This window comes from Kitasatospora sp. CM 4170 (assembly GCF_032110285.1).
Taxonomy (GTDB): domain Bacteria; phylum Actinomycetota; class Actinomycetes; order Streptomycetales; family Streptomycetaceae; genus Kitasatospora; species Kitasatospora aburaviensis.
Map to the genome: position 1 here is coordinate 1,843,784 of NZ_CP134877.1, position 25,326 is coordinate 1,869,109.

The following is a 25,326-nucleotide window of genomic DNA, read 5'->3' on the forward strand; positions in this document are numbered from 1 at the left end:
CCGCTCCGCGAGTCAACGACTGCGCCGGGCCCGCCACAAGGCCGAACGCGCTCGCGACGCACACCCGCCATCGCCCGGCCACCGGCCGCAACGGGGCGACACAGAGCCGCAACACCCCTGCTCAGCAGGCAGAACGGCGATTGACAGCAGGGCTCGGACTTCAGCACGATGAGCGCCGAGCCCACTCGCAGCACGCCGGAAGGAGGGCCGATGACCACCGTTCTCCGGGGCCAGTGCCCCACCTGTCCCCGACCCTGCTGCGGCCACGGCCGCGGTCGCTGTTGTCGCTGAACGCCCGCTCCCGTCCGTGGCCGGGCTGAGCGCCCGCCCCTGACCGTACGTCCGCCGGACAGCCGTCCGCCGTGCCGTACGTCCGGCGCCACCGGCCCGGCCCGCCCCGCGGCCGGCCGTCCCTGAAGGCCGCCGCACCGAACGCCGTCGCACCGAACGCCGCTGCACCGAACGCCGCTGCGCGGCACCTTCACACCGTCCGCACCGCACACCCGTGCTCCGGACCGCGCACCCCGCGTCCGTCCACGGCGTGCCGCGCCGCGGCACGCGGTCCCGCCCGCACCCGACCAGGGGCCGCGTGCGCCTGCCCGTCCCGTCCCTCCACTCGAAAGCCCGAGGAATCACCATGACCACCGCCCCCCTCACCGAGCTCCGCCTCACCCCGGCCGCCGGCCGGATCGGCGCCGTCGTCCACGACGTCCGCCTCGGCGGCGACCTGCCGGCCGAGACCGTCGCCGCGATCGAGGCCGCCCTGTACGAGCACAAGGTGCTGTTCTTCCGCGGTCAGCAGCACCTCGACGACGCCGGGCACGAGGCGTTCGCCCGCCTGCTGGGGCACCCGGTCGGCCACCCGACGGTGCCCAGCGCCGACGGCCGCTACATCTTCGAGCTGGACGCCACCAAGGGCGTGCGCGCCAACAACTGGCACACCGACGTCACCTTCGTCCCGTCCTACCCGAAGGCGTCCGTCCTCCGCTCACTCGAACTCCCGCCGGCCGGCGGCTCCACGGTCTGGGCCAACACCGCCGCCGCCTACCAGGACCTGCCGGAGCCGCTGAAGGTGCTGGCCGAGAGCCTGCGCGCCGTCCACACCAACGACTACGACTACGCGGCCAGCCTGGCCCTGCGCCCGGAGCTGGCCGACAACGCCGAGATCGCCGAGCTGTTCCGCCAGGTCTTCGTCTCCACCGCGTTCCGGACCGAGCACCCGGTGGTCCGGGTCCACCCGGTCACCGGTGAGAAGACGCTGCTGCTCGGCGCGTTCGCCCAACGCATCCAGGGCGTGTCCGGCGCCGACAGCCGGGCCCTGATCGAGCTGTTCCAGCGGTACGTCGAGCGGCTGGAGAACACCGTGCGCTGGGACTGGCAGGTCGGCGACGTGGCGATCTGGGACAACCGGGCGACCCAGCACTACGCCGTGAACGACTACGGCGACGAGCCGCGCCTGGTCCGGCGGATCACCCTGGACGGCGACCTGCCGGTCGGCGTGGACGGCACCCCGAGCCGCCTGCTGGAGCCGACCGAGCCGCCGCGGGTGGCGGGCCTCGTGCCGGCCGAGGAGCTGGAGGCCGACCGGACGGAGTGAGCCCGGCGACACCCCACTGCCCGACCGTGACGTCCGCTCCGTCCCCGCTCCGCCCCGCCCCGGCCCCGTCCCCGCCCGCCGACCCGAACCGCCCCCTCCCGAAGGACCCGCCATGACCGCGTTCACCACCCCCTCCGTCTCCGGCCCCTCCCGCCGCGCCCTGCTGCGCGGGAGCCTCGCCGGTGCCGGCCTGCTGGCGCTGGCGGCCTGCCGCTCGGCGGCGGACACCGCCACCTCCGCCGCGAGCGGCTCGGCGGGTCCGCGCCGGGGCGGCGTCCTCTCGGTGGGCACCGACGTCGACTTCACCCCCGGCCTGCTCTTCGCGCAGAGCGCCAACACCCTGGTCCAGCGCCTGGTCTTCAACACCCTGACCAGATACGACGACCGGCTCCAGCCGCAGCCCGAACTGGCCACCTCCTGGCAGGTCGGCGCGGACGGCACCACCGTCACCCTCAAGCTGCGCGAGGACGTGACCTTCCACAGCGGCCGCAGGTTCACCGCCGACGACGTCGTCTTCGCCGTCAAGAACCTGCAGAACCCGGCCCGTTCGGCCCAGCTGCGCTCGACCGCGGCCGCCGTCACCGACTTCCGCAAGAACGGCGACTTCGAGCTGACGCTCGTCCTCGCCCACCCGGTCAGCAACCTCTTCGACCTCTTCGAGTTCATGATCATCCCGGACGCGGCGAGCGTCGAGGACGCCGTCGCCGGCACCAGGCTGATCGGCACCGGCCCGTTCACCCTCACCGACCGCAAACCCGGCAGCTCGATCACCTTCGCCCGCAACGAGAAGTACTGGAACCCGGGCCGCCCCTACCTGGACGGCGTCGAGATCCGGATCATCCCGCAGGCCGAGTCGCTGCTCTCCTCGCTCAAGACCGGCCAGACCCACCTCTCCTACCGGGTCCGCGGCAAGGACGTCGCCACCCTCAGGAGCGACCCGCAGTTCCGGATCAAGCAGTACGACACCGGCTCCGGCGCCTACTACATCGGCGTCAACCTCTCCGCCGAGCACGTCGGCGACAAGCGGGTGCGGCAGGCCATCGCCTGGGCCGTCGACCGCGACCGGCTGGTGCAGCAGGCGCTCGGCGGGTACGGCACGGTCTCCGCGGTGCCGTGGCCCAAGTCCTCGCCCGCGTACAGCGAGACGAACGCCGCCCGCTACCGCCACGACCCCGACAAGGCCCGGGCCCTGCTCAAGGAGGCCGGCCTCACCACCGTCACCCTGCCGTTCGCCCACTCCAACGACCCCGGCTCCACCGCGATCGCCCAGATCCTGCAGTACGACCTCCAGCAGGTCGGCATCGAGACGGTGCTCCAGCCCACCGACTCGCCGACCATGCAGAAGCAGCTCATCGCGCAGAGCATGCCCGCCCTGTGGACGCTCAGCCACGGCTTCGCCCAGCTCCACCCGGCCACCCTCGCGGTCAGCGCGTACCCGTTCAACGAGGCCAGGAACAGCTCGCGCTTCTCCTCCCCCGCCTACACCGACGTCGTTCAGCAGGCGTGGAAGCGACCGGACAGCGACGGCCCCGAGGCCAGGGCGCTCTACCAGCGGATCACCGACGTGCTGCTGGACGAGGAGTTCGTGATCGACCTCGCCGTCGGCGGCCTGGTGGAGGTCGCCGGCGGCAAGGTCCGCGGCGCCGACCTCAACAAGTTCAGCTACCTCAACCTCGACGACGCCTACCTGACGGCCTGACCGATGCGCACCTTCCTGTTCAAACGCCTGCCCTCCGGGCTGCTTGTCCTCGCCCTGGCCTCCTTCCTGGTCTTCCTCATCCTCCGGCTGATCCCGGGCGACCCGGCCACCTCGCTGGCCGGCCCCGACGCCGGACCGGAGGCCGTCGCCGCCGTCCGCACCCGACTCGGCCTCGACCAGCCGCTCCTCACCCAGTACGTCGGCTGGCTCGGCCACCTCGCGAGCGGGGACCTCGGGCCCAGCTACGCGATCGGCGGCCAGGTCGCCGACCTGATCGGCAACGGCCTCGGGGCCACCGTCCAACTCACCCTCGGCGCCCTGCTGCTGGTGGTCCTGATCGCGCTGCCGCTCGGCGTGGCCGGGGCCACCACCCGGCGCCGGCCGGTCGCCGCCGCCGCCGTCCAGGCCTTCACCACCGCCGTCCTCGCGGTGCCCCCGTTCGTCACCGGCGTCCTGCTGGTGCTGCTCTTCGCGGTCACGCTCGGTCTGCTGCCGGCCGGCGGCCACGAGTCACTGCTCGACCAGCCCGACCTGGCCGTCCAGTACCTCCTGCTGCCCGCCGTCTGCCTCGCCCTGCCGAGCGCCGCCGTCCTCGCCCGCTACCTCAAGGACGGGATCGAGCGGGCCCTCGCCGAGGACTACGTCCGCACCGCGACCGCCCTCGGCGTCTCCCGCCGCCGGATCGTCTGGTTGCACGCGCTGCCCAACGCGCTGCCGTCCGCCGTCACCGTGCTCGGCCTGCAGGTCGGCCAACTGATCGCCGGCGCCGTCCTGGTGGAGCGCATCTTCGCCTGGCCCGGGCTGGGCCAGCTGATCGAGCAGGGCGTGGTCCGCCGGGACTACCCGGTCGTCCAGGACCTCCTCCTGCTCGTCGTCGCCGTCTACGTCTCCGTCCAGCTGCTCACCGACCTGGTGTACGCGTGGCTGGACCCCCGGATCCGGTGGGAGTGAAATGATGACCGCCATCACGACCGGCCCGGCGCCCGCCGCCGGCGTCCGGCTCCGCAACCGCTACCTGGCCGGCCTGCTCACCGGCCGCGGCCTGACCGGGATCGCCCTGGTCGGCACCCTCGCCCTGGCCGGCCTGCTCGCCCCGCTGCTCACCGACCTCGACCCGAACGCCCAGGGGCCGCTGGCCCTGGCCGGCCCCAGCGCCGAACACCCCTTCGGCACCGACGACATGGGCCGCGACCTGTTCAGCCGGGTCCTGCACGGGATCGCCACCGACCTCGCGATCACCTTCACCGCAGTCCCGGTCGGCGCACTGCTCGGCTGCACCTTCGCCCTGCTCGCCGCCTCGTCCCGGTGGGCCGACCTCGGCGTGCAGCGGGCGTTCGACCTGCTGCTCGCCTTCCCCGGGATCATCCTGGCGCTGGCCGTCACGGCCGTCCTCGGACCGGGCCGCTGGCCGGTGCTGATCGTCATCGCCCTCGCCGAAGTTCCGGGCTTCGGACGCCAGTTGCGGGCCGGCATCCTGGTCCAGCGGGAGCGCGAGTACGCGCTGGCCGCCCGCGTCGGCGGCGCCTCCCGGCGGCGCGTGCTGCTGCGCCACGTCGTCCCCAACGCCGCCGACCCGCTGATCGTGCAGACCGCCGTCGCCCTCTCCATCGGCGTCTTCATCGAAGGCGCGATGAGCTTCCTCGGCCTGGGCGTCCGGCCCCCGGATCCCACCCTGGGCTCCATCCTCAGCCAGTCCGTCGCCTACCTCTCCACCGACCCCTCCTTCGCGGCCGTACCGCTGGCCGTGACCACCGCGCTGGTGCTCGGCTTCACCCTGATCGCCGAGGCCCTGAACCGGGGGATCCGCCGATGAGCCGCCGTCCGGTCCTGAAGGTCCGCGACCTGACCGTGGAGTTCGCCGGCACCCGCGCCGTCGACGGCGTCGGCTTCGAGCTGGCCGCCGGGGACACCCTCGGGCTGGTCGGCGAGTCCGGTTCCGGGAAGTCCACCACCGCGCTGGCGCTGCTGCGCATGCTGCCGGCCGGCGGCCGGATCACCGCCGGCTCGGTCGAACTGGACGGCCAGGACCTCGCCGCCCTGCCCGAACCGGCCCTGCGCGGTCTGCGCGGCCGCCGGATCGCCATGGTCTTCCAGGACCCGATGTCCTCGCTCAACCCCGTCCTCACCGTCGGCCGGCAGCTCGACGAAGCGCTGCGGGCACACGGCGACGCCCCCAGGGCCTGTCTTCAAACCCCCGTCGTCCGCCCGGAGGGCGGGCGGGTCGGCGTTGGGGTGCGTGCATCGCAAGGCGGAGGAGGGAGTCCATGCGGAGCATCGGCGACCGACGACAACGCGGCGAGGTGCGTGCCCCGGCGTCGACCCGCAGACGGGGGTTTGAAGACAGGCCCCAGGGCCGAACGGGCCGCCCGCGCGGCCGGCCTTCTCGACCTGGTCGGCATCCCGGACGCCGCCGGGCGGCTGCGCGACCACCCGCACCAGTTCTCCGGCGGTCAACGCCAGCGGATCATGATCGCGCTGGCGCTCGCCCACGACGCCGAGGTGCTGGTCGCCGACGAGCCCACCACGGCGCTGGACCCGACCGTCCAGCAGCAGATCCTGCACCTGCTCGCCCGGATCAACCGGGAGACCGGCACGGCGCTCGTGGTGATCAGCCACGACCTCGGCGTGATCGCCCGGACCTGCCGCCGGATCCTGGTGATGCGCGGTGGCCGGGTGGTCGAGCACGGCGGTACCGCCGAGGTCCTCGCCGCGCCCCGGCACCCCTACACCAAGGAGCTGCTGGCCGCCGTACCGCGGCTGGACGCGCCCTCCGGGGCGGCGGCCAACAGCACCCCGGGGGAGGAGCCGCTGCTCACCGTCCGCGGGCTGGGGAAGACGTACGGGCCGCGGCGACGGCCGGTCACGGCGCTGGCCGACGTGGATCTGGAGCTCCACCCGGGCGAGACGCTCGGCCTGGTCGGCGAGTCCGGCTCGGGCAAGTCCACCCTGGCCCGTGCACTGGTAGGGGTACACGCGCCCTCGGCCGGCTCGATCCGCTTCCGGGGCGAGGAGTTCGGAGTGCGGCGCGGTGGCGGGCGGGCGGACACCGGGCGGGCGCCCCGGCGTGAGATCCAGATGGTCTTCCAGGACCCGTACTCCTCGCTCAACCCGCGGCTGACCGCCGGCCGGATCATCGCCGAGCCGCTGATCGCCCACGGCCTCGGCGACCGCGCCGCCCGTGAGCGCCGGGTCGCCGAACTCCTGGAGCAGGTCGGGCTGGATCCGTCCTGGGCCGACCGGCAGCCGCGCTCCTTCTCCGGCGGCCAGCGCCAACGCATCGGCATCGCCCGGGCGCTGGCGCCCCGGCCGAGCGTGCTGATCTGCGACGAGCCGGTGTCCGCGCTGGACGTCTCGGTCCAGGCCCAGGTGATCGAGCTGCTCGCCCGGCTCCAGCGCGAGCTCGGACTGGCCGTCCTCTTCATCGCGCACGACCTCGCGGTGGTCCGGCAGGTCAGCCACCGGATCGCCGTCATGCACCGCGGCCGGATCGTCGAGACCGGCCCGGCCGACCGGGTCGTCACCGCACCCGAGCACCCGTACACCGCCGAACTCCTCGCCGCCGTCCCCCGATTGGACGCGGCTTCACGGCCGGGGGCCGTCCTGCCGCACGAGACCGTGCCACCCTCGAAGGCCACCGCCCTCCCCGCCGCCCTCCCCGCCGCCCTCCCCACCGCCCGGAGCACCCGATGAGCACCACACCCGCACCCCACGACCGCGACCCGCGTGACCGCGACCCGCTTGACCGGAAGCCGGACGACCGCGATCCGGATGGCCGCGATCCGCACCGGCGCGACCCCTACGAAGGCTTCCCCGGCAGCGTCGGCCGCACCTTCGGCGCCTCGACACCCGCCTGGACGGACCGGGTCCGCCCCCGCGAAGGCGCCCCCAACGTCATCGTCGTGCTGATCGACGACATGGGCTACAGCGACATCGGCCCGTTCGGCTCCGAGATCCCGACACCCACGCTGGACCGGCTCGCGGCGACCGGCGTCAAGCTGGCCAACTACCACACCATGCCGCTCTGCTCCCCCGCCCGCGCGGCCCTGCTCACCGGCCTCAACCCGCACCGCGTCGGCTACTCCTTCGTCGCCAACGCCGACCCCGGCTTCCCCGGCTACGGCATGGAGGTGGCCGGCGACATCCCGACCCTCGCTGAACTGCTGCACGACGCCGGCTACGCCACCTACGCCGTCGGCAAGTGGCACCTCACCCGCGACTCCGCCTCAAACGCGGCCGACAACCGGGCCAACTGGCCGCTGCAGAAGGGCTTCGACCAGTACTACGGTGTCCTGGAGGGCCTCACCAGCCTCTTCCACCCGCACCAACTCGTGCGCGACAACAGCCCGCTGGACATCGTCGAGTTCCCCGACGACTACTACTACACCGACGACATCACCGACCAGGCCATCGCCATGGTCAAGTCGCTGCGCGCCCACGACGCCGACAAGCCGTTCTTCCTCTACCTCGCGCACAACGCGGTGCACGGCCCGCTCCAGGCCAAGCCCGAGGACCTCGCCCGCCACCGGGGCCGCTACGACGCCGGCTGGGACGAGCTGCGCACCACCCGGTTCGCCCGCCAGCTGGCCGCCGGCCACTTCCCACCCGGCACCGAACTGCCCGCGCGCAACGGAGAACTCGGCCACGACGTCGGCCCCTGGGACGAACTCGACGACGTGCAGCGGAGGTTGTACGCCCGCTACATGGAGGTCTACGCGGCGATGGTCGACAACGTCGACCAGAACCTCGGCCGCCTCACCGACACGCTCGCGGCGCTCGGCGAACTCGACAACACCATCATCGTGTTCACCTCCGACAACGGCGGCACCGGCGAGGGCGGCGCCGGGGGCACCCGCAGCTACTTCAGCCGCTTCGTCCACCACCCCGCGCTGCCCGCCGACTGGAACCCGGACGTGGCACGGGAGATCGAACTCATCGGCGGCCCGCAGTCCCTGGTCCACTACCCGCGCGGCTGGGGCATGGCCTCGAACACCCCGTTCCGCTTCTACAAGGGCCAGACCTACGCTGGCGGCGTCCGGGTCCCGTTCGTGCTCTCCTGGCCCGCCGGACTGCCCCGCGCCGCGGACGACCCCGGAGTGCGGACGCAGTACCAGTACGTCACCGACATCCTGCCCACCCTGCTCGAACTCGCCGGCGTCGAGAGGCCGTTGCACCGCGGCCCGGGCGAGGGGCAGCCGGTCCAGTCGCTCGACGGCGTCAGCTTCGCCCCCGTGCTCCGCTCCCCCGGGGCCGCCTCCACCCACACCGAGCAGTACTGCGAGATGACCGGCAACCGCAGCTACTACCGCGACGGCTGGAAGCTCGTCACCCTGCACCGCTCCGGCGCCCCGTACGACGACGGCGAGTGGGCCCTGTACGACCTGCGCACCGACCCGACCGAGATCCACGACGTCGCCGCCGACCACCCGGACCTCGTCAAGGAGCTGTCCGCCGCCTGGGAGGCCGCCGCGTGGCGCAACGGCGTCTTCCCGCTCGCGGACGGCAGCGGCGCCCTCGCCCTGCGCGGCCCCGAGGCCGACCGGCTGCGCCGCCCCGTCACCCTTCTCCCCGGCACCCCGGAGCTGGAGCGGTACCGCTCGTCCCGGTTGATCGCCTTCCGCTCCTTCGCCGTGGAGGTCGAACTCGACGCCCACGGGGCCACCGACCAGGGCGTCCTGGTCTCGCACGGCGACCAGGGCGGCGGCTACAGCCTCTACGTCGAGGACGGCCGGCTGCGGTTCGCCTACAACCAGTACGGCGACCTGCTGGAGGCCGACGGCGGCCGGCTCGCCCCCGGCCCCCACCGGATCACCCTGGAGGCCACGGCGGTGGCGGACCTCAAGTGGGAGTTCCGGCTCCTGGTGGACGGCGCCGAGGGCGGCCGACTGGGCCCGGTCCACCAGCTGATCGGCATGGCGCCCTTCCAGGGCATCAGCGTCGGCGTCGACCGCAAGTCCCCGGTCTCCTGGCCGGTCCACCAGCGCCACCGCTCCTTCCGGTACACCGGCGGCCTGCGGGCCGTCACCTACCTCCCCGGCGAGCCGGCGCCGTACGACCCGGAGACCGTCGCCCGGGCGCTCCGGGAGGCCGCGGCGGCCTTCGAGTAACCCTCGGCGGCTCCCCGCCCGCGCCCCGGTTCCCGCCCTTCCCCGCGGGGCCGGGGCCGCACGGGTTAGGCTCGGCCGGTCCGCACGTCGCACCGGGCGCACGTCGCACCGGGCGTACGTCGGCACCCAGCGACAGACATCGACAGGGGGGAACCTGTGATCGGCGAACTGCTGCCCGCCGCAGTCATGGTGGAGGTCGCGTACGACGATCCGCCGCAGGCCCGGCTGGAGCCGGCCGAGGAGCCGGCCGTCGCCCGCGCCGTCGACGGCCGCCGCCGCGAGTACACCACCGTCCGCCACTGCGCCCGGCTCGCGCTCGCCCGGCTCGGCGTCCCCTACCGCCCGCTGGTCCCGGGCCTGCGCGGCGCCCCCAGCTGGCCGGACGGCGTGGTCGGCAGCCTGACCCACTGCGCCGGCTTCCGCGGCGCAGCCGTGGCCCGCGCCGGCGACGTCGTCTCGCTTGGCATCGACGCCGAGCCGGCCGACGTCCTGCCCGAGGGCGTCCTCGACACCATCGCCCTGCCCGGAGAGCAGAAGCGCAACGCGGAACTGCTCGCGGAGCACCCGGAGATCCCGTGGGACCGGCTGCTCTTCAGCGCCAAGGAGTCGGTCTACAAGACCTGGTTCCCGCTCACCGGGGTCTTCCTCGACTTCGACGGCGCCGACATCACCCTCGACCCGAACGGCACCTTCCACGCCGAGCTCCAGGTCCCCGGCCCCGTCGTCGACGGCCGCCGGCTCCAGTCCTTCACCGGCCGGTGGATCGTCCGCGACGGCCACCTGGCGACGGCCATCACCGTCCTGCCCTGACGGCCGCCCGACCGGAACGCGCCCCCTCGCTTGCCGCGTTCCGGTCCGCGGCCACCCCGACACTGTCATGCTTGCGTCAAGGAACGCACACGCCTCGACGACAGGAGTACTCCCTGTGCGCATGCGACAGCGTCTCATCACCGCGGCCTCGGTCTCGGCCATCGGCATCGCCGCCGCGATCACCCTCGCACCGCCCGCCGGCGCCACCATCACCGGCTGCACCTACAAGCTGATCAGCACCGAGTACAACAAGGGAGCCACGGTCACCTGCAAGGGTGACGGCACCTCCCGGTTCCAGGCCGCCGTCACCTGCAAGCGCATCGACAACGGCTACGAGTACCGCCACGACGGCCAGCCCGCCTGGGCCGACCCCCGCGGTGGCAAGTCCACCGTCTGGTGCGACACCAAGGCGCGGGTCATCCACACCGCCTACGTCGCCCTCCCCTGACCACGGCGGCACGCCGCTGATGTCAGCCTGAGGTGCCAGTGCCCCGGACCGGGATCGGTCCGGGGCACTCGGGCGGGTGGGCGTTGACGGGTGACGGTGCCGCGCTCAGTGGAGGGCGTCGGAGAGACGGGTGAAGGTGCGGCCGGCGGTGAGGAGGGGTGGGAGGGCGGCGGCGAAGCCGGGGGCCGTACCGGAGGCGGGGTGGTTCATGTGGGCGATGAGGATGGCGCCCGGTGGGGCGGCGGCGACCTCGGCGCGGACCTGGGCCGCGGTGAAGGTGGCGCCGCCGTCGGCGTTGACGGTGAAGCCGGCCACCCGGGTGTGCAGGTCGGCGGCGATGCGAGTGGCGACGTCGTCGTAGTGGGCGGTGCCGGAGCGGAAGAAGCGGGGCGGGCGGCCGAGGAGCGCGGTGAGCTTGGCGGTGTTCCCGGCGATCTCGTCGTAGACCTCGCCCGGGTCCCGGGTGCCCGCGATGCCGTAGGCGGAGCGACCGGTGACGGAGAGGGGGCGGTGGGCGGTGCCGTGGTTGGCGATCTCGAAGAGCGGCTCGGCCGCGAGCTGCTCGAACTCGGCCGGATTGGCGTCGATCCAGCGGGCGTTGAGGAAGAGGGTGGCCGGGACACCGTGGGCGCGCAGGAACTCGATCAGTGCGGCGTCGTAGCCGGAGCCGCCCGGCCCGCCGCACGCGTCGAAGGTGAGTGCGGTGGCCCGGGTGCCGTCCGGAAGCGCGGTGATCACCCCCGGGACGTCCAGGCCCCAGGTGGTGGGTTCGACACCGGCGTAGCGGGCCGCCACGGCCCGGCCGGCGGGGGCGGCCTCCTGGGCGACCGGCGCCACCGGTGCGACGGAGGCCACCGGTGCGGGCGGCGACTCGGCGGGTGACTCGAACGGCCGAGCGGAGGGCCCGGGAGAGAGCAGCGGGGAGGGCGCCGGAGAGAGCCTGACCGCTGGTTCGCCGGCCGGGAGGGGGCGGGCGCCGCGCTGCTGCCCGGCCGCCTGACAGCCCGCCAGCGCGCCTCCCGCGGCCACCAGCAGCAGCCTCCGCCGACTCAGCGACACGCCCGCCTCCGTACTCGTCCGTTCATCCGCCCATCACCTCTATGAACCCTGATCGGCCGTCGGCCGCAACTTCTGGCCGGGGGAAGGCAGGGCCGGACGCCCCTACCGGGGTGCGCGGTCGTCGGCCGGGAAGGCGGGCCCGTGACCGGGCACGATCAGGTCGGCGGCCTTGAGCACCCGCAGTCGCGACGCGCGCAGCAACTCGCGGTCCGGCGACACCGGGTCCTCCTCCGGGCCGTCCGGGCGCCACCACAGGTCGCCGACGAAGGCCGTCACCCCGGTGGCGGTGCCGGCCAGCAGGGTGATGTCCTCGCGGCTGTGGCCCGGGGTGCGGATCAGCCGCAGGGACGAGGTCAGCTCGTAGCCCTCGGCGTCCCGGCTCGTCCACTGGTCGTGCCGGTACTCGGCCTTGTGGTCGTGGACGACGGCCTCGCCGAAGAGCCCGACGTTCATGATGTTGTCCGGGTGGTGGTGGCTGAGGACGACGTCCGTGATGTCCTCCGGGCCGAAGCCCAGCTCCCGGAGCGGGCCGAGGATGCGGTCGCGGCCGGCCACCATGCCCGGGTCGACGATCACCCGCCGGTCCCCGTCGGAGACGAAGGAGACGGTGGCGGCCACTCCGGGGCCGGTGGAGAGGGTGTAACCGGTGGTCAGGATCGTCCAGTCGGCGCTGCGGCCGTGCGGTGCGTCGTTCATGCCGGTAATCCTCGCGAACCGGCCGGCGGCCCACGAGTGGCCCTTCTGCCACCGATCGCAGGAATCGTGCCACAATGCCGGCATGCCGCCCTTCACGACCGTCGCCGCCTACGCACCGCCCGGTGTCGGGATGCTCGCGGTCGGGGTGGTCGCCGAGGTGTTCAGCGGCGTCGCGCCCGGCCTGCCCCGCTTCGACTTCGCGCTCTGCACCGACCGGCCCGGCCGGGTGCCCACCGATCTCGGCGTGCCGCTGACCGTCGACCACGGGCTGGACCGGCTGGCCGCCGCCGACCTCGTCCTCGCCCTGCCGTGGGCCGACTTCCGGACGCCCCCGCCGGCCGCCGTGCTCGACGCGCTGGCGGCCGCCCACGAACGCGGCGCGGTCGTCGCGGCGCACTGCGTCGGCGCGTTCGCGCTCGCCGCCGCCGGGCTGCTCGCGGGGCGCCGGGCCACCACCCACTGGCGGTTCGCCGGGCTGCTGGCCTCCCGCCACCCGGACGTCGCCGTGGATCCCGACGCCCTGTACGTCGACGAGGGCCGGGTCGTCACCGGCGCGGGCGCGGCGGCCGGCTTCGACCTCTGCCTGCACCTGCTGCGGCGCGAGTACGGGGCCGCGGCGGCCAACACCGTCGCCCGGGACCTCGTACTGCCCCCGCACCGGGACGGCGGCCAGGCCCAGTACCTGGCCGCGCCCGTACCCGAGGACTGCGAGGACGAGCGCCTGGCCGGCGTACTGGCCTGGGCCCGCGAGCACCTCGACCAGCCGCTGCCGGTCGCCGAGCTCGCGCAGCGCGCCCTGATGAGCCGGCGCACCTTCGCCCGCCGGTTCTCGGCCGCGACCGGCTCCACGCCGCACGCCTGGCTGCTCGGGCTGCGCCTCGGCCGGGCCGAGGAGCTGCTGGAGACCACGGACCTGCCGATCGAGGAGGTCGCCCGGCTGGTCGGCTACGGCAGCGCGGCCGTCCTGCGCGAGCAGTTCGTCCGCCGCCGCGGGGTGCCGCCCCGCTCCTACCGCCGCGCCTTCACCCGCGTCCCGTGAGGCGCGTGTGGTGAGGCGGGTCCGGTGAGGTGGGCGCTGTGAGGTGCGCCCGGGTGAGGCCCGTGTGAGGAGGTGCGCCCGGTGGGCTGCGTTCCGCGAGCTGTGGCGCCCCTGCCACCGGGCGTCCGCTCCCCCGGGCGCCGATGATGGTCGCCCGGGCACCTTCACCGACCCGCCCCGCCCCGGTGGGGCCCGGCTCACCGCGGGTTCACCGCGGCGGGTAGGGAGGCCGCGAGCCGGCCGGGAGTCCACCCGCCGCCGGCGTCCGCCGCCCGAGACCGGAGGACCCGATGAACGACCCCGCCGACGCACGGCCCGACCGGCAGCCGGACCCGCAATCGGATCACCGGCCGGACCGTCGGCCGGACCACCGGCCGGAACCGCAGCCCGGACGGTCGCCGCTGCCGGCCCGCCGCGAGCTGCTCCGCACCGGCCTGGCGACCGGCGCCGCCACCGCGCTCGGCCTGGCGGCCACCGGCACCGCCGCCGCCCAGGACGCGCCCGCACCGGCGCCCGATCGGCGGCTCACCCTCACCGGCCATCTCCCCACCGGCGCGCCGGACTTCGTCTATCTCCCGTTCGAAGTCCCGGACGGCGTGCGGGAGATCGCCGTCTCCTACGGCTACGACAAGCCGCCCGTTCCGGCGGGCACCCCGGGCAACTCCTGCGACATCGGCCTCTTCGACGAACGCGGCACCGACCTCGGCGGGCGCGGGTTCCGCGGCTGGTCCGGCGGGTTCCGCACCGAGTTCGCGGTGGCCCGCGACCGGGCGACCCCCGGCTACCTGCCCGGGCCGATCCGGCCGGGCACCTGGCACGTCGTCCTCGGCCCCTACCAGGTCGCGCCGCAGGGGCTGGACTACCACGTCGAGATCACCCTCCGATCCGGCGCGCCGGGGCCGGAGTTCACGCCGTCCTACCCGCCAGAGCGGGCCCGCGGGCGCGGCCGCGCCTGGTACCGGGGCGACTGCCACCTCCACACCGTGCACTCCGACGGCCGCCGACTGCCCAGCGAGGTGGCGGCCGGCGCCCGGGAGGCCGGACTGGACTTCATCGTCTCGACCGACCACAACACCACCTCCTCGCACGCCGTCTGGGGCCCGCTGGCCGGCCCGGACCTGCTGATCCTGCTGGGCGAGGAGGTCACCACCCGGAACGGCCACTGGCTGGCCCTGGGCCTGCAGGCCGGCCAGTTCGTCGACTGGCGCTACCGCGCCCGCGACGAGGCGATCCCGCGCTTCACCCGACAGGTCCGCCGACAGGGCGGCCTGGTGGTGCCCGCGCACCCGTACTGCCCGTACGTGGCCTGCCAGTGGAAGTTCGGCTACGCGGACGCCGACGCGGTCGAGGTCTGGAACGGTCCGTGGACGTACGACGACGAGTCGGCCGTGGACAGCTGGGACGCCCAGCTCGCCGTCGCCCTGCGGGAGGGGCGCTCCTGGCTGCCGGCCGTCGGCAACAGCGACGCGCACAGCGCGCCGCAGGTGATCGGCTCCCCGCACACCGCGGTCCTCGCCGAGGACCTCACCCGGGACGCGATCCTCGACGGCCTCCGCGCAGGGCGCAGCTGGCTGGCCGAATCGGCCGGCGTTCACCTGGAGTTCACCGCCACCGGCCACGGCCGGCAGGCGGGCATCGGCGAGCGGCTGACCGTCCCGGCGGACGCGCCGGTGGACGTCCGGCTCGCGGTCTCCGGCGTGCCCGGCGGGACGGTCCGGTTCCTGACCGACGAGGGCCAGTTGCACCAGGAGTCGCTGCCCGCCGACGGCGCGGGCACGGTGGTCTGGCGCACGACGGCCTCACTGGCCGCCTTCGTCCGGGCCGAGGTCCGCCACCCCAAGGCGGACGGCTCGCCGGGCCGCGGCAACGCGATGGGGCCGGACCTGCCGTGGGGCCCGATGGCCGCACTGACCAACCCGATCGTGCTGCGCACGGCGGAGCGGTCCGCGGCCGGCCACGGGGACGAGCAGTAGACGGGGAGACTTGCGGGTCGGTCGTCGGACGAACCGTGAAGGGGTGGCCACCGGGGGTGGCCACCCGGCCGTCCCAAGGGCTGCGACCAGCCGCGATCCCCGGGGCCAGGAGCCGGGAAGGGTGGGGGGACGACTCGGAGCACCACCGTGGACTAGGTTGATCTCCGACAGCAGTCACTCGTCGGGACGAGGCGCTCGGCTGTCCGTACCCGGGTCCGGCCGTCCCTGCACGCCGGCCGGCCCCGCCCCGGCGCCCCGTCCGTCCCCGGCCCGCGAAGGGATCAGCAGCCGTGAACCGTACGACCGTAGGTGGGCCGGAGATCGGTGGCGGGCGGGGCGCCGGCGGCGTCGTCGTCCTCGCCGACCCGGCCGGGTCCGGGAGCGGCACGGTCGCGCCCCTGCTGGCGGACGCGCTGCACCCGAGCGTCCACCTGCGGGCGGACGACTTCCAGCGGGCGGTGCGGCAGGGCTTCGTGCCGGCGCACCTGCCGGAGGCGCGGCGGCAGAACGCGACGGCCCTGGCGGCCGCGGCCCAGGCCGCGTTCGCCTTCGCGACGGGCGGGTACCAGGTGGTCGTGGAGGCCGCGGTCGCGCCGTCGGCCCTGGACTCCTTCCGCCGCGAGAGCCGGGCGACCGGCGCGGCCCTGCACTACGTGGTCCTGCGCGCACCGGGCGCGCCCGCCGACCTGGGGGCGCTGGAGCGCCATGCGGTGGGTTCCCCCGCCGATGCCGAGGGTACCGACGGGGGCGCCGGAGCGGCCGACCCGGCCTCGACCGCCGCCACCGTGCTGACCGGCCTGTCCCAGGGCACGTTCCTGCTCGGCTGGTGACGGCCGGCGGCGGGTCACTGGTTCCGGATGAGTCCGGTGTACCCGGCCACGACGAGAGTGGAGAATCCCCATCCCAAGGCCGTGGCCGCCTCCGTCCCCGGGAGACGGCTCCCCCACCTCGCAGTCTCGGAAGAGAATCAGGCGAGGCAGAACTCGTTGCCCTCGATGTCCTGCATCGTGATGCACGACTCGTTGACGCCGTCGGCGCGCTGCGTCAGCACGTGTTTCGCGCCGAGCGCCATCAGCCGTGCACATTCGGCCTCGAGTGTGGCCAGGCGCTCGTCACCCACGAGCCCGGCGCCGGCCCGCACATCGAGATGCACCCGGTTCTTGACGACCTTGCCCTCGGGAACTCGTTGGAAGAGCAGGCGCGGGGCCACACCTGAGGGATCAGTGCACGCGAAGTAGATCTCGTCCTCGGGCGGCAGTGAGCGGTGGTACTCCTCCCACGTGGCAAAGCCCTCCGGGACCGTCGGCACGACGTACCCCAGTACCTCGCACCAGAAGGCGGCGAGGCGCGCAGGCTCCGCGCAGTCGAAGGTCACTTGGAACTGCTTGATCGTTGACATCGGCGCACAATAACAGGGGCCCTGGTCATCTCCCCAGGTCGGGAGGTCCGAGCGCTGTCGGGAGGAGGCACCTGCTACCCGCTGCCGTGTCGTGCGGCCGCAGGGGTGAACCGAGGTCAGCGCCCCCAAGGGGAACCTGGGATGCGATCCTGGCCGGCCACGCTCGTGCTGCCAAAGATCGGTTACGGGAGAACCCTCAGCCGATCAGGAGCGGGGACCGGCGCCCGTACGGGGGATCCGGGCGCCGGCCGGCGGTGCCGCCGCTCGGGGACACGGACGGCACCACCCGCATGGTTCACCGGTGCCGCGACGAATCGGCAGGTCGGGAGCGTCCCGGACCCGGTCGCCGCGACCGCCCCGGGCCCGGGCCCCGGACCGGGCCTACGCGCCCACCTCGCCGTCGATCGACTCGCGCAGGAAGTCGGCGTGGCCGTTGTGCCGGGCGTACTCGTGGATGAGGTGCAGCATCACCAGGCGGAGCGAGACGTCCGACTCCCACTTCGGCATGTAGCCCGTCACGTCGAGCGACTCCGCCTCCCGTTCGATCCGGCGGGCGTGCTCGACCTCCGCCTCCCAGGCGGCGAACGCCTCCGCCCGGTCGGCCTCGCGGGCGTCGTAGGCGGCCTGGAAGTCACCCTCGGGGGACCAGACGAACGGGACGTCCTCCTTGTTGACGACCCGCCGGAACCACGTCCGCTCCACCTCGGCCATGTGGCGCACCAGGCCCAGCAGGGAGAGCGTGGACGGCGGGCTGGACTGCAGCCGGAGCTCCTCGTCGGTCAGCCCGTCGCACTTCATGGCCAGGGTGGCCCGGTGGTAGTCCAGGAAGCCGCGCAGCATCTCGCGCTCGCCGCCGGTCAGCGGCGGCGCGATCCGTTCGGTGGCCGTCATGGTGGTGCCTCTCCCCGTGCTCCGTGGCGGCGCCCCCGTGGCGCCGTCCGTCCCCGTAGCACTACTGCCCCTCACTCCGCGATGTCCACTCCATATCCGCGGGCCAGCGCGTCCAGGCCGTGGTCGAAGCCCTGGCCCACCGCGCGGAAGCGCCAGGAGCCGCCGCGGCGGTAGATCTCGCCGAGCAGCAGGGTCCGCTCGGTGGTGGCGGCGTCCAGCGTGGCCTGGACGATCGGGCGGGCCCCGTCGCCGGCGGCCAGCGTGATCTCCACCGCTCCGACGTCGCCGAAGGTGGCCGAGCCGTCGATCGCGGCGGCGACGACGATCTTCCGGACCGCGCCGCCGAGCGGGCCGAGGTCGACGGCGACCGCCTGCTCCTGCGGCCCGTCGAAGGCGAGCCGGACGGTGCCGTCGGGGCTCTCGGGGGCGCCGTAGAAGACGAAGTCCTCGTCGCAGGAGACCTGTTCGTCCTCGTCGAGGCTGAAGGCCACCACGTCGACCTCGCAGGTGGTCTGCTGGCCCCAGGACGCGTGGACGGTCCAGCGGGCGCCGTCGGTGGCGATCGGCAGGTCGATCACGCCGCCGCGCGGGAGCACCGGGGTCGCGGGGTCCGCCGGGCGCTCGTCGGCCGCCGCGGTGGGCGTCTGCTCCAGGGTGCGCAGCCAGCCGTCGTCGTGGACGGGCAGGCCCAGCCACTCGATCCGCTTCATCCGCCGGTCGCCGGTGGCGCCGGTGAGGGTGAGCACGTCGGTGACGTTGGCCGAGAGGTTCACCGCCGCGGCCCCGCCCAGGCCGACCACCGCCGTGCGGGCCGCCACCGCCTCGACGTGCCGGCCCCCCAGGACCAGGACGCGCCGACCGGTGAGCGCCCGGCGCTCCCGCACGGCACCGCGCCGGGCCGCCGGGCGCACCGCCACCGGGGCGGAAGGCGCGTCGGGGAGGGTGGGCGCGTCGGGGGCCGTGGTCACCTCGGCAGCGGTCGGGGCCGCCGGCTCCGCCGGGAGCACGGCCTCCGCGACCACGACCTCCGTGGCAACGGTGGCCGCGACCTCGACCGCCGGCACCTGAGCGGGCGCCGGCACCGCAGCCGTACCGGCCGCCTCGTGCCGCTCGCCCGGTCGCACGTCGGCGAGCAACGCGAGGAACGCCGTCTCGTCGAGCACCGGCACGCCCTCCGCGGCCGCCCGCCGAGCCTTCGCCGAGGGCTGGCCCGACCCGTCCGTGTTCGTCACCAGCACGCTGGTGTGCCGGCTCACCGAGCCCACCACGTTCAGCCCGGCGGCCACCGCCCGCGCGACCAGCTCCTCCCGGGCCGTCGCCGTCTCCCCCGTGATGGCTACCTTCATGCCCTGCACCAGGGGCCCGCCCGGCGCCGGCCGGCCCGGGTTCCGGTACGCGCACGGCGTCTTGGGGATCCGCGGGCGGAACTCCGAGGTGCGCCGGGGCGGGCAGGCGACCAGCGGCAGCGGCACGCCGAGGCGCCGCGCCTCGACCAGTGAGCCGCGCAGCACCCCGGCCAGCACCCGGGTGTCGTCCAGCGCGTCGTGCGCGTGCCGCTGCTCGACGCCGTAGTGCGCGGCCAACGTACCGAGCCGCAGGTCCTCGGTGGGGGTGTCGATCCGCCGGTTCAGCGCCAGCGTGCAGAGCCGCTGCGAGACCGGCAGCCAGGAGCGGGCGAGCGCGAACTCGTGGCTGAGGAAGTCGTAGTCGAACTGGGCGTTGTGCGCGACCATCACCCGCCCGTCCAGCAGCTCCGCGATCCGCCCGGCCACCTGCTCGAAGGCCGGGGCGCCGCGCAGCCGTTCGGCGGTCAGACCGTGGACGTGCACCGGCCCGGGGTCGACGCCCGGGTCGAGCAGGGTGGAGAACTCCCGGGTCTGCCGGCCGTCGGCGTCGACGGTGATCACCGCTATCGAGAGCACCCGGTGCTGACCCGCCCTCAGCCCCGAGGTCTCGACGTCCACCAGGGCCCAGGGGTGGGCGTACCCGGCGACCGCCTCCTCCGCCGTGTCGAAACCGTACGTGTGCTGCGCGGGGGCCGAAGTCATGACGACAAGGATGCTCGCGTTCCGGCACCCACCACAACCCGTGTGACCTGCCCGTTACCGCACGATCCGGCCCTTCCCCGTCCGAGCGGTTCGTCGGCGGAGCCACGGGCCGCGCCGCCCGCACTGCGGAGCGTCACCGACCGCGCGGCTCCCCGGTCCCGGCTCCCGACCCGACGGCTCACCCCTGCGGGGTCAGCGACGCGAGGTACTCGGCGGCGCCCTCCGGCTCCAGGAACCACTGCTCGAAGTCGGCCGGGGTGTCGAAGCCGTTGGCGAACCGGTCGGCCACGGCCAGGACTTCGCCCGCGGCGACGATCAGGCCGAGGACGTGCTCCGGCGGGGCGAGCATCGCCCCGGTCCACCGCACCACGTGCCGCGCGTCGTCCCAGACGCGGTCGGCCACGGCCTGCTGGAAGTCCCGGTCGAACGGCTTGTCACCGTGCGCCAGGATCGCCTCCAGGTGGACCGCGGCGGCCTTGGCGGCACTGTTCGCGCCCTGCCCGGTGATCGGGTCGTTGGCGACCACCGCGTCCGCGATGCCCAACACCGATCCGCCGCTCGGCAGTTCACCGACCGGTCGGCGCACCACCGGCGTGACGCGCCCGGCCAGAAAGGCCCCCGCGTCGGCCAACTCCACGCCACCACGGGTGCGTTCGTACTCCCAGGGGGTGAAGGTGCGCATCAGTTCCAGGGTCAGCCGCAGGTGCTCGGCAAGGTCCCGCACGCCGTCGAAGACGTCCAGCGGGCCGCCCGGGATGCCCTCCCAGAGCAGGATGTCGCACGGGCCCGAGGCCATCAGGGGGCATCACGAACTGCTCGCCGACGCCGGGCACGGCGTTGCAGCGGACAGCCTCGAAGTCGTGCTCGGGCCGCGGCGCCAGGCCGTGCACGTAGCTCACCGCCAGCGCGCGCTGCGGCCGGTCGTACGGGGAGCGCCCGGCGTCGCGCGGTGAAGAGCTCGGCGAGCGCTCCCCGGCCGGACGCGACCAGCACCAGGTCGTACGACGGCGAGAGCCGGTCCAGCTCGGCCACCGTCGCCGCGCCGACCAGCACCCGCCCGCCGCGGTCGGCGAAGGTCTCCAGCCAGGCGGGCATCTTGGCCCGCTGGTCGACCGACTGCGCGCTGCCGTCCAGGCGCCCGACCCAGTCGAGCAACCGCTCCCCGCCCGGTCCGCCCACCGACATGCCGAGAGCGGCGATCTGCGGGGCCTCGTCCGCCCAGCGGTCGAGGCCGAGCGCGCGCTCGTGCCCCAGCGCGGTGGCGAACATGCACTGGCTCGACATCACCCGCCCGCCGCGGATCTCCTCGGGGGTGCGGTCGGTCATCACCGTGACGTCCTAGAAGCCTGATGAAGATCTTGCTGTTGGAGGGGTTGTCCTGTCTGGGACAGCCCCTCCAGCGCTATGTGGTTGCGGGGGCGATGGTCCAGGTGTGGCCGGTGCGGGTGAGTCCGAGGTTGATGAGGCGGCGGAGGTTGAGGGCGGCGGCGCGGTTGTGGAGCCAGGTGTTGTTCTTCAGGACGCCTCGGTAGGGGACGCGGCGGTTGCCCCGGGCGGTGAGCCATGCGATGGCGCGTTCCACCGGTGGCCGCCAGCGGCGGTATTCGGCCTGCCAGGTGGGGTCGGAGGCTTGGTCGCGGGCGGCTTTCAAACGGTCGTAGTGGGCGTGGACCTGGAGGGCGCGGCCGGTCTTGGAACGGGTGCACCGCTCGCGCAGGGGGCAGTGGGTGCAGAGCTTCTTGAACTGGGCGGTGCGGGCGCCGGCCGCGTCAGGGCGGCCGAGGGCCTTGGTGTGGCCGGCCGGGCAGGTGACGGTGGCGGCCCGGGTGTCGACGTGGAAGTCGTCACTGGTGAAGCCGCCGGGGACGGCGGGCCGCTGCGGCGGTGGCTTGACGACCGGGGTGTGGCCGTCGGTTTCGAGGGCTTCGCGCAGGTCGCCGGTGCCGTAGGCGGTGTCGCCGAGGATGGTCAGCGTCTCGCTCTCGTCGGCGAGCAGGTCCTGGGCGACGGCGGCCTCGTGGTTCTGCGCTCCGGTGCCGGCGGTGAGCTCGACTTCGGTGAGCAGGCCGGTCTCGGGCTCGAACGCGGCGTGGGCGCGGAAGCCCTCCTGGTGGCGGGTGCGGGTCTTGTGGATGTGCCGGGCCTCGGGGTCGACGGTGGACACGATGCGGTCGTGAGCGGTGCCACGGGCGATCCGCCAACGGCCGTCGCGACCGTCGGAGCCGTCGGCGACCTCCACGTCCTGACCGGCGACCAGGGCCAGCAGCCCGACCGCGTTGGCGGCCTTCTCGTCCAGCTGGCGTTCGGGCAGGCGGCCGAGCAGGTTGAGGGCATCGGTGACCAGGGCGTCGACCAGGTCGGCGCGGGCCCGCTCGTCGTTCCAGGCGATGCGGGGCTTGCCCGGGTCGGTGTAATCGTGGGCGGTGCACCAGGTGGCGGCGGTCCGCCCGGCGTCGGGGACGTCCCGGATCACCCGGCGGATCGCGGCGATCAGCTGGGTGACGGTGTCCTGGGTGGCCACCGCGTCGTCCAGCACGGTGGAGTCCAGCGCCCGCCGCTGCCTGCCCTTGAGGACGCCGGTCGCCGCCACTACCTGCCTGACCCTGGTGAACAACCGGTTCGGATCCGGCGAGCGCTGCAGCCGGCGGCGGAAGTAGGCCAGCAGCGACGGGTCGAACGCGGTGTCGTACAGGCCGAGCCCGCACGCGGCCTTCCACCGCAGGTCACACCGCAGCTGTTGGACCGTCTCGAAGTCCGACAACCCGTGCAGGCTCTGCAGGACCACGGTCGCCGCCAGGACCTGCGGCGGCATGCTCGGCCGTCCGTTCCGAGACGGGTACATGTCCGCGAACATCGAACCCGGGAACAGCGCCTCCCGGTGCTCGGCCAGGAACGCGAAGACACTCCCCGCCGGGATCAACTCCCGGCAGGTCTCCCACACATCCGGCCCGACCAGCTCCCCGGCCCATTCCCCCATCGCCACAGAGACGAGTCTGGCCCCACCACACGGACGGTGGGGCCAGAACCCAACATCTTCATCAGACTTCTAGCCGTTGGCCTGGAGCCCGAGGGCCAGGTGGAGGCCGGCCTGGCCGGCGCTGACGATCAGAATCCTGCGCATCGCGCCCGTCTTCCTGCTCGTCCGCCGTGCCGTGACACGGCGTCGGGGAGACCGTCCCCCTCCCGGCGCGGCTCCGGCAGCCCCTGCCACACATGCTTCGCACACTGCCGGACCGCCCGTGTTCCGCGCCACGGTACCGCCGGCCGACGCCCACCGGGAGACCCGGACACGCGGACGACCCGGGCTACGTCCCGGCCGGGCCGTCCGCCTGGGCCCGGGTGGTCGACATCGGCCGACCCGGCGCCGGACCCGGAACCTCCACGCACCCACGCACCCGGACAGCCGTCCGTTCGCGCAGGTCGGCCGGGCCGGGGCGGTGCGCGAGGTCGGTGGCGCCGCGCCGAGGGCGAGCGTTGACTCTGCGGGGCGGCTTTGACAGCCTGCTCACGGAGCGTCAGCACTGCGTCACCCAGGCCTGCATCCGGCGCCAGGCCCGCAGTCCGCGCCCGAGGAGGGCCGATGCCCGAGTTGCTGCATCCGGGCGTGTACGTGCTGGAAGCGCCCTCGGCGGTCAAGCCGATCGAGGGCGTCAGCACGTCGACGGCCGGCTTCGTCGGGGTCGCGGACAAAGGGCCCGTTCCGGGGTTCGTGATGCCCTTCGGCGAGCCGCCGCAGCCGCCGCTGGTCACCAGCTTCGCCGAGTTCACCCGTCTGTTCGGCGGCTTCCGCACCGACAGCTACCTCGCCTACGCCGTTCAGGCGTTCTTCGACAACGGGGGCCGGCGCGCCTACATCGTCCGCGTCGTCACCGACGGCGAACCCGACGAGGGCTACGGCCCCGGCACGGGCAACGCCCGGCTGGCCGGCGTCGGTCTGCTCGACCGGGAGGAGCGGACCAGCCCGACCCTCGCCGTGGTCGCCCGCTCGCCGGGGGCCTGGGCGAACACGGTGGCGCTGGCCGTCACCGAGAGCACCACGGACCCGCAGAACCTCTTCCGGCTCACCGTGTACGATGCCGGCCTTCCGGTCGAGTCCTTCGACGGGCTCGGCATGGACCCGGCCGGCGAGCGATTCGTCGACACCACGGTCAACGGCGCCTCGCAGTACGTGTACGTGAAGTCGGTCGTCCCGGACGGGGTCTCCTTCGCGGACGCCCGGCCGGCCGCCACCGCGACGTCGAACCTCCTCACCTTCACCGCCGAGGACGGCACCGCCCTCTTCACCGCGTCGGCGCACGTCTCGCTCGGCCAACCGCTCAGCGTGCGCACCGTCGGCTCGGCCACGGACGACCCCCCGACCTTCTCCCTCCAGGTGCTCCGGGACGACCGGGTCGTGGAGAGCCACGAGAACCTCAGCATGGATCCGGCGCTCGGCAACTTCGTCGAGCGCAAGGTGAACGCGGCCTCCCGGCACCTGGTGGTCCGTGCCGCCGATCCCGCGGTGGCCGGTCCCGGCTCCCGGCCGGCCGACGCCACCGCCGCCTTCACCCAGCCGGCCTTCCCCGCAGGCATCGCCTTCCCCGGCGGCGCCGTGTCGGCCGGGGCGGGCTCGGACGGCCGGGTGCCCGCGCCGGGAGACAGCCACTTCGTCGGGCGGGCCGACCGCGGATCGGGCCTGCACGCCTTCGACGGCGTGACCGACGTGAACATCATCGCCATCCCGGGCTCGGGCAACGACCTCACGGTCAGCGCAGGCATGGCGTACTGCCGCAACCGCCCGCTCCAGGACGCGTTCTTCGTCGCCGACGTGGGTGTGCTCACCCCGGCGGACGCACGGGTGCCCGGGGCCCGGCCCGACGTCGGGGACAGGACCGAGGCCCGCGACTTTGTCCGCGCCCTGTCCACGCCGAGCGACTACGGCGCCGCGTACTACCCCTGGCTCCGCGTGTCCGACCCGATCGGCAAGGGCCGCAATCCCACCATCGCGGTGCCGCCCTCGGGCGCCGTCGCCGGGCTGTACGCCCGGATCGACAACAGCCGCGGTGTGTTCAAGGCGCCGGCCGGCACCGAGGCGGGCCTGGCCGGGGCGATCGGGCTCTGCGACGACCTCCAGGACGCCGACCAGGACGTCCTCAATCCGGTCGGTCTCAACGCGCTGCGCCGCTTCCCGGGGTACGGCATCGTGGCCTGGGGCGCCCGCACGTCGGCCACGGACGCCGCCTGGCGCTACATCCCGGTCCGGCGGACCGCCATCTTCCTGCGGGCCAGCATCCACCGGGGCATCCAGTGGGCGGTATTCGAGCCCAACGACGAGCCGCTCTGGTCCCAACTGCGACTCAACGTCCGGGCGTTCATGCTCACGCAGTTCCGGGCCGGCGCCTTCCAGGGGGCCACTCCGGCCGAGGCGTTCTTCGTCGCCTGCGACGCCACGACGACCACGCAGCAGGACATCGACAACGGGGTGGTCAACCTCCACGTCGGGTTCGCCCCGCTGAAACCCGCCGAGTTCGTCGTGTTCACCCTCAGCCAGAAGGTCGACCAGTCGGCGGTGTGACCGTCGGCC

General features: G+C 74.2%; 21 protein-coding genes. 12 read left to right on the forward strand and 9 right to left on the reverse strand.

Features of this window, described 5'->3' with window-relative positions:
• Nucleotides 1–637 precede the first annotated feature (637 nt).
• The 8 genes from RMN57_RS07440 (at nt 638) to RMN57_RS07475 (ending at nt 10,658) form a co-directional block, all read left to right on the forward strand.
• Complete coding sequence (locus tag RMN57_RS07440; protein WP_313762585.1) at nt 638–1,597, forward strand: TauD/TfdA family dioxygenase; 960 nt, start codon at nt 638–640, stop codon at nt 1,595–1,597.
• 112 nt (nt 1,598–1,709) lie between these two features.
• Nucleotides 1,710–3,296 (forward strand): ABC transporter substrate-binding protein, encoded by a 1,587-nt coding sequence (locus RMN57_RS07445; protein ID WP_313762586.1) that lies wholly within the window; start codon nt 1,710–1,712, stop codon nt 3,294–3,296.
• 3 nt (nt 3,297–3,299) lie between these two features.
• Nucleotides 3,300–4,247 carry an ABC transporter permease gene (locus tag RMN57_RS07450; RefSeq protein ID WP_313762587.1) on the forward strand — a complete coding sequence of 316 codons (948 nt, stop codon included), beginning with the start codon at nt 3,300–3,302 and terminating at the stop codon, nt 4,245–4,247.
• A 4-nt stretch (nt 4,248–4,251) separates the two neighbouring features.
• Nucleotides 4,252–5,109 (forward strand): ABC transporter permease, encoded by an 858-nt coding sequence (locus RMN57_RS07455; RefSeq protein WP_313762588.1) that lies wholly within the window; start codon nt 4,252–4,254, stop codon nt 5,107–5,109.
• On the forward strand, nt 5,106–6,986 hold the full coding sequence (locus RMN57_RS07460; protein WP_313762589.1) for an ABC transporter ATP-binding protein: 1,881 nt from the start codon (nt 5,106–5,108) through the stop codon (nt 6,984–6,986). The genes RMN57_RS07455 and RMN57_RS07460 overlap by 4 nt, the downstream gene beginning before the upstream one ends.
• On the forward strand, nt 6,983–9,400 hold the full coding sequence (locus tag RMN57_RS07465) for an arylsulfatase (protein ID WP_313762590.1): 2,418 nt from the start codon (nt 6,983–6,985) through the stop codon (nt 9,398–9,400). Before RMN57_RS07460 ends, RMN57_RS07465 begins: the two co-directional genes overlap by 4 nt.
• A 156-nt stretch (nt 9,401–9,556) precedes the next feature.
• Complete coding sequence (locus tag RMN57_RS07470) at nt 9,557–10,210, forward strand: 4'-phosphopantetheinyl transferase superfamily protein (protein ID WP_313762591.1); 654 nt, start codon at nt 9,557–9,559, stop codon at nt 10,208–10,210.
• 121 nt (nt 10,211–10,331) lie between these two features.
• A complete protein-coding gene (locus RMN57_RS07475) occupies nt 10,332–10,658 on the forward strand; it encodes a hypothetical protein (protein ID WP_313762592.1) in 327 nt (108 codons plus the stop codon).
• Nucleotides 10,659–10,763: 105 nt separating this feature from the next.
• Here RMN57_RS07475 and RMN57_RS07480 read toward each other — a convergent pair whose 3' ends face one another.
• Nucleotides 10,764–11,717, reverse strand: coding sequence for a polysaccharide deacetylase family protein (locus RMN57_RS07480; RefSeq protein ID WP_313762593.1), 954 nt, complete (start codon nt 11,715–11,717; stop codon nt 10,764–10,766).
• Nucleotides 11,718–11,819: 102 nt separating this feature from the next.
• On the reverse strand, nt 11,820–12,413 hold the full coding sequence (locus tag RMN57_RS07485) for an MBL fold metallo-hydrolase (RefSeq protein ID WP_313762594.1): 594 nt from the start codon (nt 12,411–12,413) through the stop codon (nt 11,820–11,822).
• Nucleotides 12,414–12,495: 82 nt separating this feature from the next.
• Here RMN57_RS07485 and RMN57_RS07490 point away from each other — a divergent pair, with 82 nt between their 5' ends.
• From RMN57_RS07490 to RMN57_RS07500, 3 genes are all read left to right on the forward strand, one after another.
• Entirely contained in the window at nt 12,496–13,452 is a 957-nt protein-coding gene (locus tag RMN57_RS07490; protein ID WP_313762595.1) for a helix-turn-helix domain-containing protein, read from the forward strand.
• 290 nt (nt 13,453–13,742) lie between these two features.
• Entirely contained in the window at nt 13,743–15,425 is a 1,683-nt protein-coding gene (locus RMN57_RS07495) for a CehA/McbA family metallohydrolase (protein WP_313762596.1), read from the forward strand.
• Nucleotides 15,426–15,715: 290 nt separating this feature from the next.
• Nucleotides 15,716–16,255, forward strand: coding sequence for a hypothetical protein (locus RMN57_RS07500; protein WP_313762597.1), 540 nt, complete (start codon nt 15,716–15,718; stop codon nt 16,253–16,255).
• Nucleotides 16,256–16,392: 137 nt separating this feature from the next.
• On the opposite strand, the gene RMN57_RS07505 is transcribed toward RMN57_RS07500, so the two are convergent.
• The 7 genes from RMN57_RS07505 to RMN57_RS07525 all read right to left on the reverse strand — a co-directional run bounded on the left by RMN57_RS07505 (nt 16,393) and on the right by RMN57_RS07525 (nt 22,740).
• Nucleotides 16,393–16,824 carry a VOC family protein gene (locus RMN57_RS07505; RefSeq protein ID WP_313762598.1) on the reverse strand — a complete coding sequence of 144 codons (432 nt, stop codon included), beginning with the start codon at nt 16,822–16,824 and terminating at the stop codon, nt 16,393–16,395.
• Between the two features lie 381 nt (nt 16,825–17,205).
• Complete coding sequence (locus tag RMN57_RS07510) at nt 17,206–17,715, reverse strand: DinB family protein (RefSeq protein WP_313762599.1); 510 nt, start codon at nt 17,713–17,715, stop codon at nt 17,206–17,208.
• 71 nt (nt 17,716–17,786) lie between these two features.
• Entirely contained in the window at nt 17,787–19,763 is a 1,977-nt protein-coding gene (locus tag RMN57_RS07515; protein ID WP_313762600.1) for a DEDDh family exonuclease, read from the reverse strand.
• Nucleotides 19,764–19,941: 178 nt separating this feature from the next.
• Nucleotides 19,942–20,448, reverse strand: coding sequence for a hypothetical protein (locus RMN57_RS37010; RefSeq protein WP_380237752.1), 507 nt, complete (start codon nt 20,446–20,448; stop codon nt 19,942–19,944).
• The gene (locus RMN57_RS37015; protein ID WP_380237747.1) at nt 20,330–20,662 is read right to left on the reverse strand and encodes a styrene monooxygenase/indole monooxygenase family protein; all 333 of its coding nucleotides are present in this window, start codon (nt 20,660–20,662) and stop codon (nt 20,330–20,332) included. Before RMN57_RS37015 ends, RMN57_RS37010 begins: the two co-directional genes overlap by 119 nt.
• The gene (locus tag RMN57_RS37020; RefSeq protein WP_380237750.1) at nt 20,559–21,089 is read right to left on the reverse strand and encodes a hypothetical protein; all 531 of its coding nucleotides are present in this window, start codon (nt 21,087–21,089) and stop codon (nt 20,559–20,561) included. Before RMN57_RS37020 ends, RMN57_RS37015 begins: the two co-directional genes overlap by 104 nt.
• A gap of 76 nt (nt 21,090–21,165) precedes the next feature.
• Nucleotides 21,166–22,740, reverse strand: a complete 1,575-nt coding sequence (locus tag RMN57_RS07525; RefSeq protein ID WP_313767715.1) for an IS1182 family transposase — start codon at nt 22,738–22,740, stop codon at nt 21,166–21,168.
• A gap of 603 nt (nt 22,741–23,343) precedes the next feature.
• Here RMN57_RS07525 and RMN57_RS07530 point away from each other — a divergent pair.
• Nucleotides 23,344–25,317 (forward strand): phage tail sheath C-terminal domain-containing protein, encoded by a 1,974-nt coding sequence (locus RMN57_RS07530; RefSeq protein ID WP_313762601.1) that lies wholly within the window; start codon nt 23,344–23,346, stop codon nt 25,315–25,317.
• Nucleotides 25,318–25,326 lie beyond the last annotated feature (9 nt).

What these genes read in the sequence shown, in the direction of transcription:
- RMN57_RS07510 (WP_313762599.1), bottom strand. Translation starts at nt 17,715, where the DNA reads ATGACGGCCACCGAACGGATCGCGCCGCCGCTGACCGGCGGCGAGCGC.
- RMN57_RS07445 (WP_313762586.1), top strand. Translation starts at nt 1,710, where the DNA reads ATGACCGCGTTCACCACCCCCTCCGTCTCCGGCCCCTCCCGCCGCGCC.
- RMN57_RS07440 (WP_313762585.1), top strand. Translation starts at nt 638, where the DNA reads ATGACCACCGCCCCCCTCACCGAGCTCCGCCTCACCCCGGCCGCCGGC.
- RMN57_RS37020 (WP_380237750.1), bottom strand. Translation starts at nt 21,089, where the DNA reads ATGACCGACCGCACCCCCGAGGAGATCCGCGGCGGGCGGGTGATGTCG.
- RMN57_RS07485 (WP_313762594.1), bottom strand. Translation starts at nt 12,413, where the DNA reads ATGAACGACGCACCGCACGGCCGCAGCGCCGACTGGACGATCCTGACC.
- RMN57_RS07530 (WP_313762601.1), top strand. Translation starts at nt 23,344, where the DNA reads ATGCCCGAGTTGCTGCATCCGGGCGTGTACGTGCTGGAAGCGCCCTCG.
- RMN57_RS07455 (WP_313762588.1), top strand. Translation starts at nt 4,252, where the DNA reads ATGACCGCCATCACGACCGGCCCGGCGCCCGCCGCCGGCGTCCGGCTC.
- RMN57_RS07460 (WP_313762589.1), top strand. Translation starts at nt 5,106, where the DNA reads ATGAGCCGCCGTCCGGTCCTGAAGGTCCGCGACCTGACCGTGGAGTTC.
- RMN57_RS07490 (WP_313762595.1), top strand. Translation starts at nt 12,496, where the DNA reads ATGCCGCCCTTCACGACCGTCGCCGCCTACGCACCGCCCGGTGTCGGG.
- RMN57_RS07515 (WP_313762600.1), bottom strand. Translation starts at nt 19,763, where the DNA reads ATGACTTCGGCCCCCGCGCAGCACACGTACGGTTTCGACACGGCGGAG.
- RMN57_RS07495 (WP_313762596.1), top strand. Translation starts at nt 13,743, where the DNA reads ATGAACGACCCCGCCGACGCACGGCCCGACCGGCAGCCGGACCCGCAA.
- RMN57_RS07465 (WP_313762590.1), top strand. Translation starts at nt 6,983, where the DNA reads ATGAGCACCACACCCGCACCCCACGACCGCGACCCGCGTGACCGCGAC.
- RMN57_RS07525 (WP_313767715.1), bottom strand. Translation starts at nt 22,740, where the DNA reads ATGGGGGAATGGGCCGGGGAGCTGGTCGGGCCGGATGTGTGGGAGACC.
- RMN57_RS07475 (WP_313762592.1), top strand. Translation starts at nt 10,332, where the DNA reads ATGCGACAGCGTCTCATCACCGCGGCCTCGGTCTCGGCCATCGGCATC.
- RMN57_RS07450 (WP_313762587.1), top strand. Translation starts at nt 3,300, where the DNA reads ATGCGCACCTTCCTGTTCAAACGCCTGCCCTCCGGGCTGCTTGTCCTC.
- RMN57_RS07505 (WP_313762598.1), bottom strand. Translation starts at nt 16,824, where the DNA reads ATGTCAACGATCAAGCAGTTCCAAGTGACCTTCGACTGCGCGGAGCCT.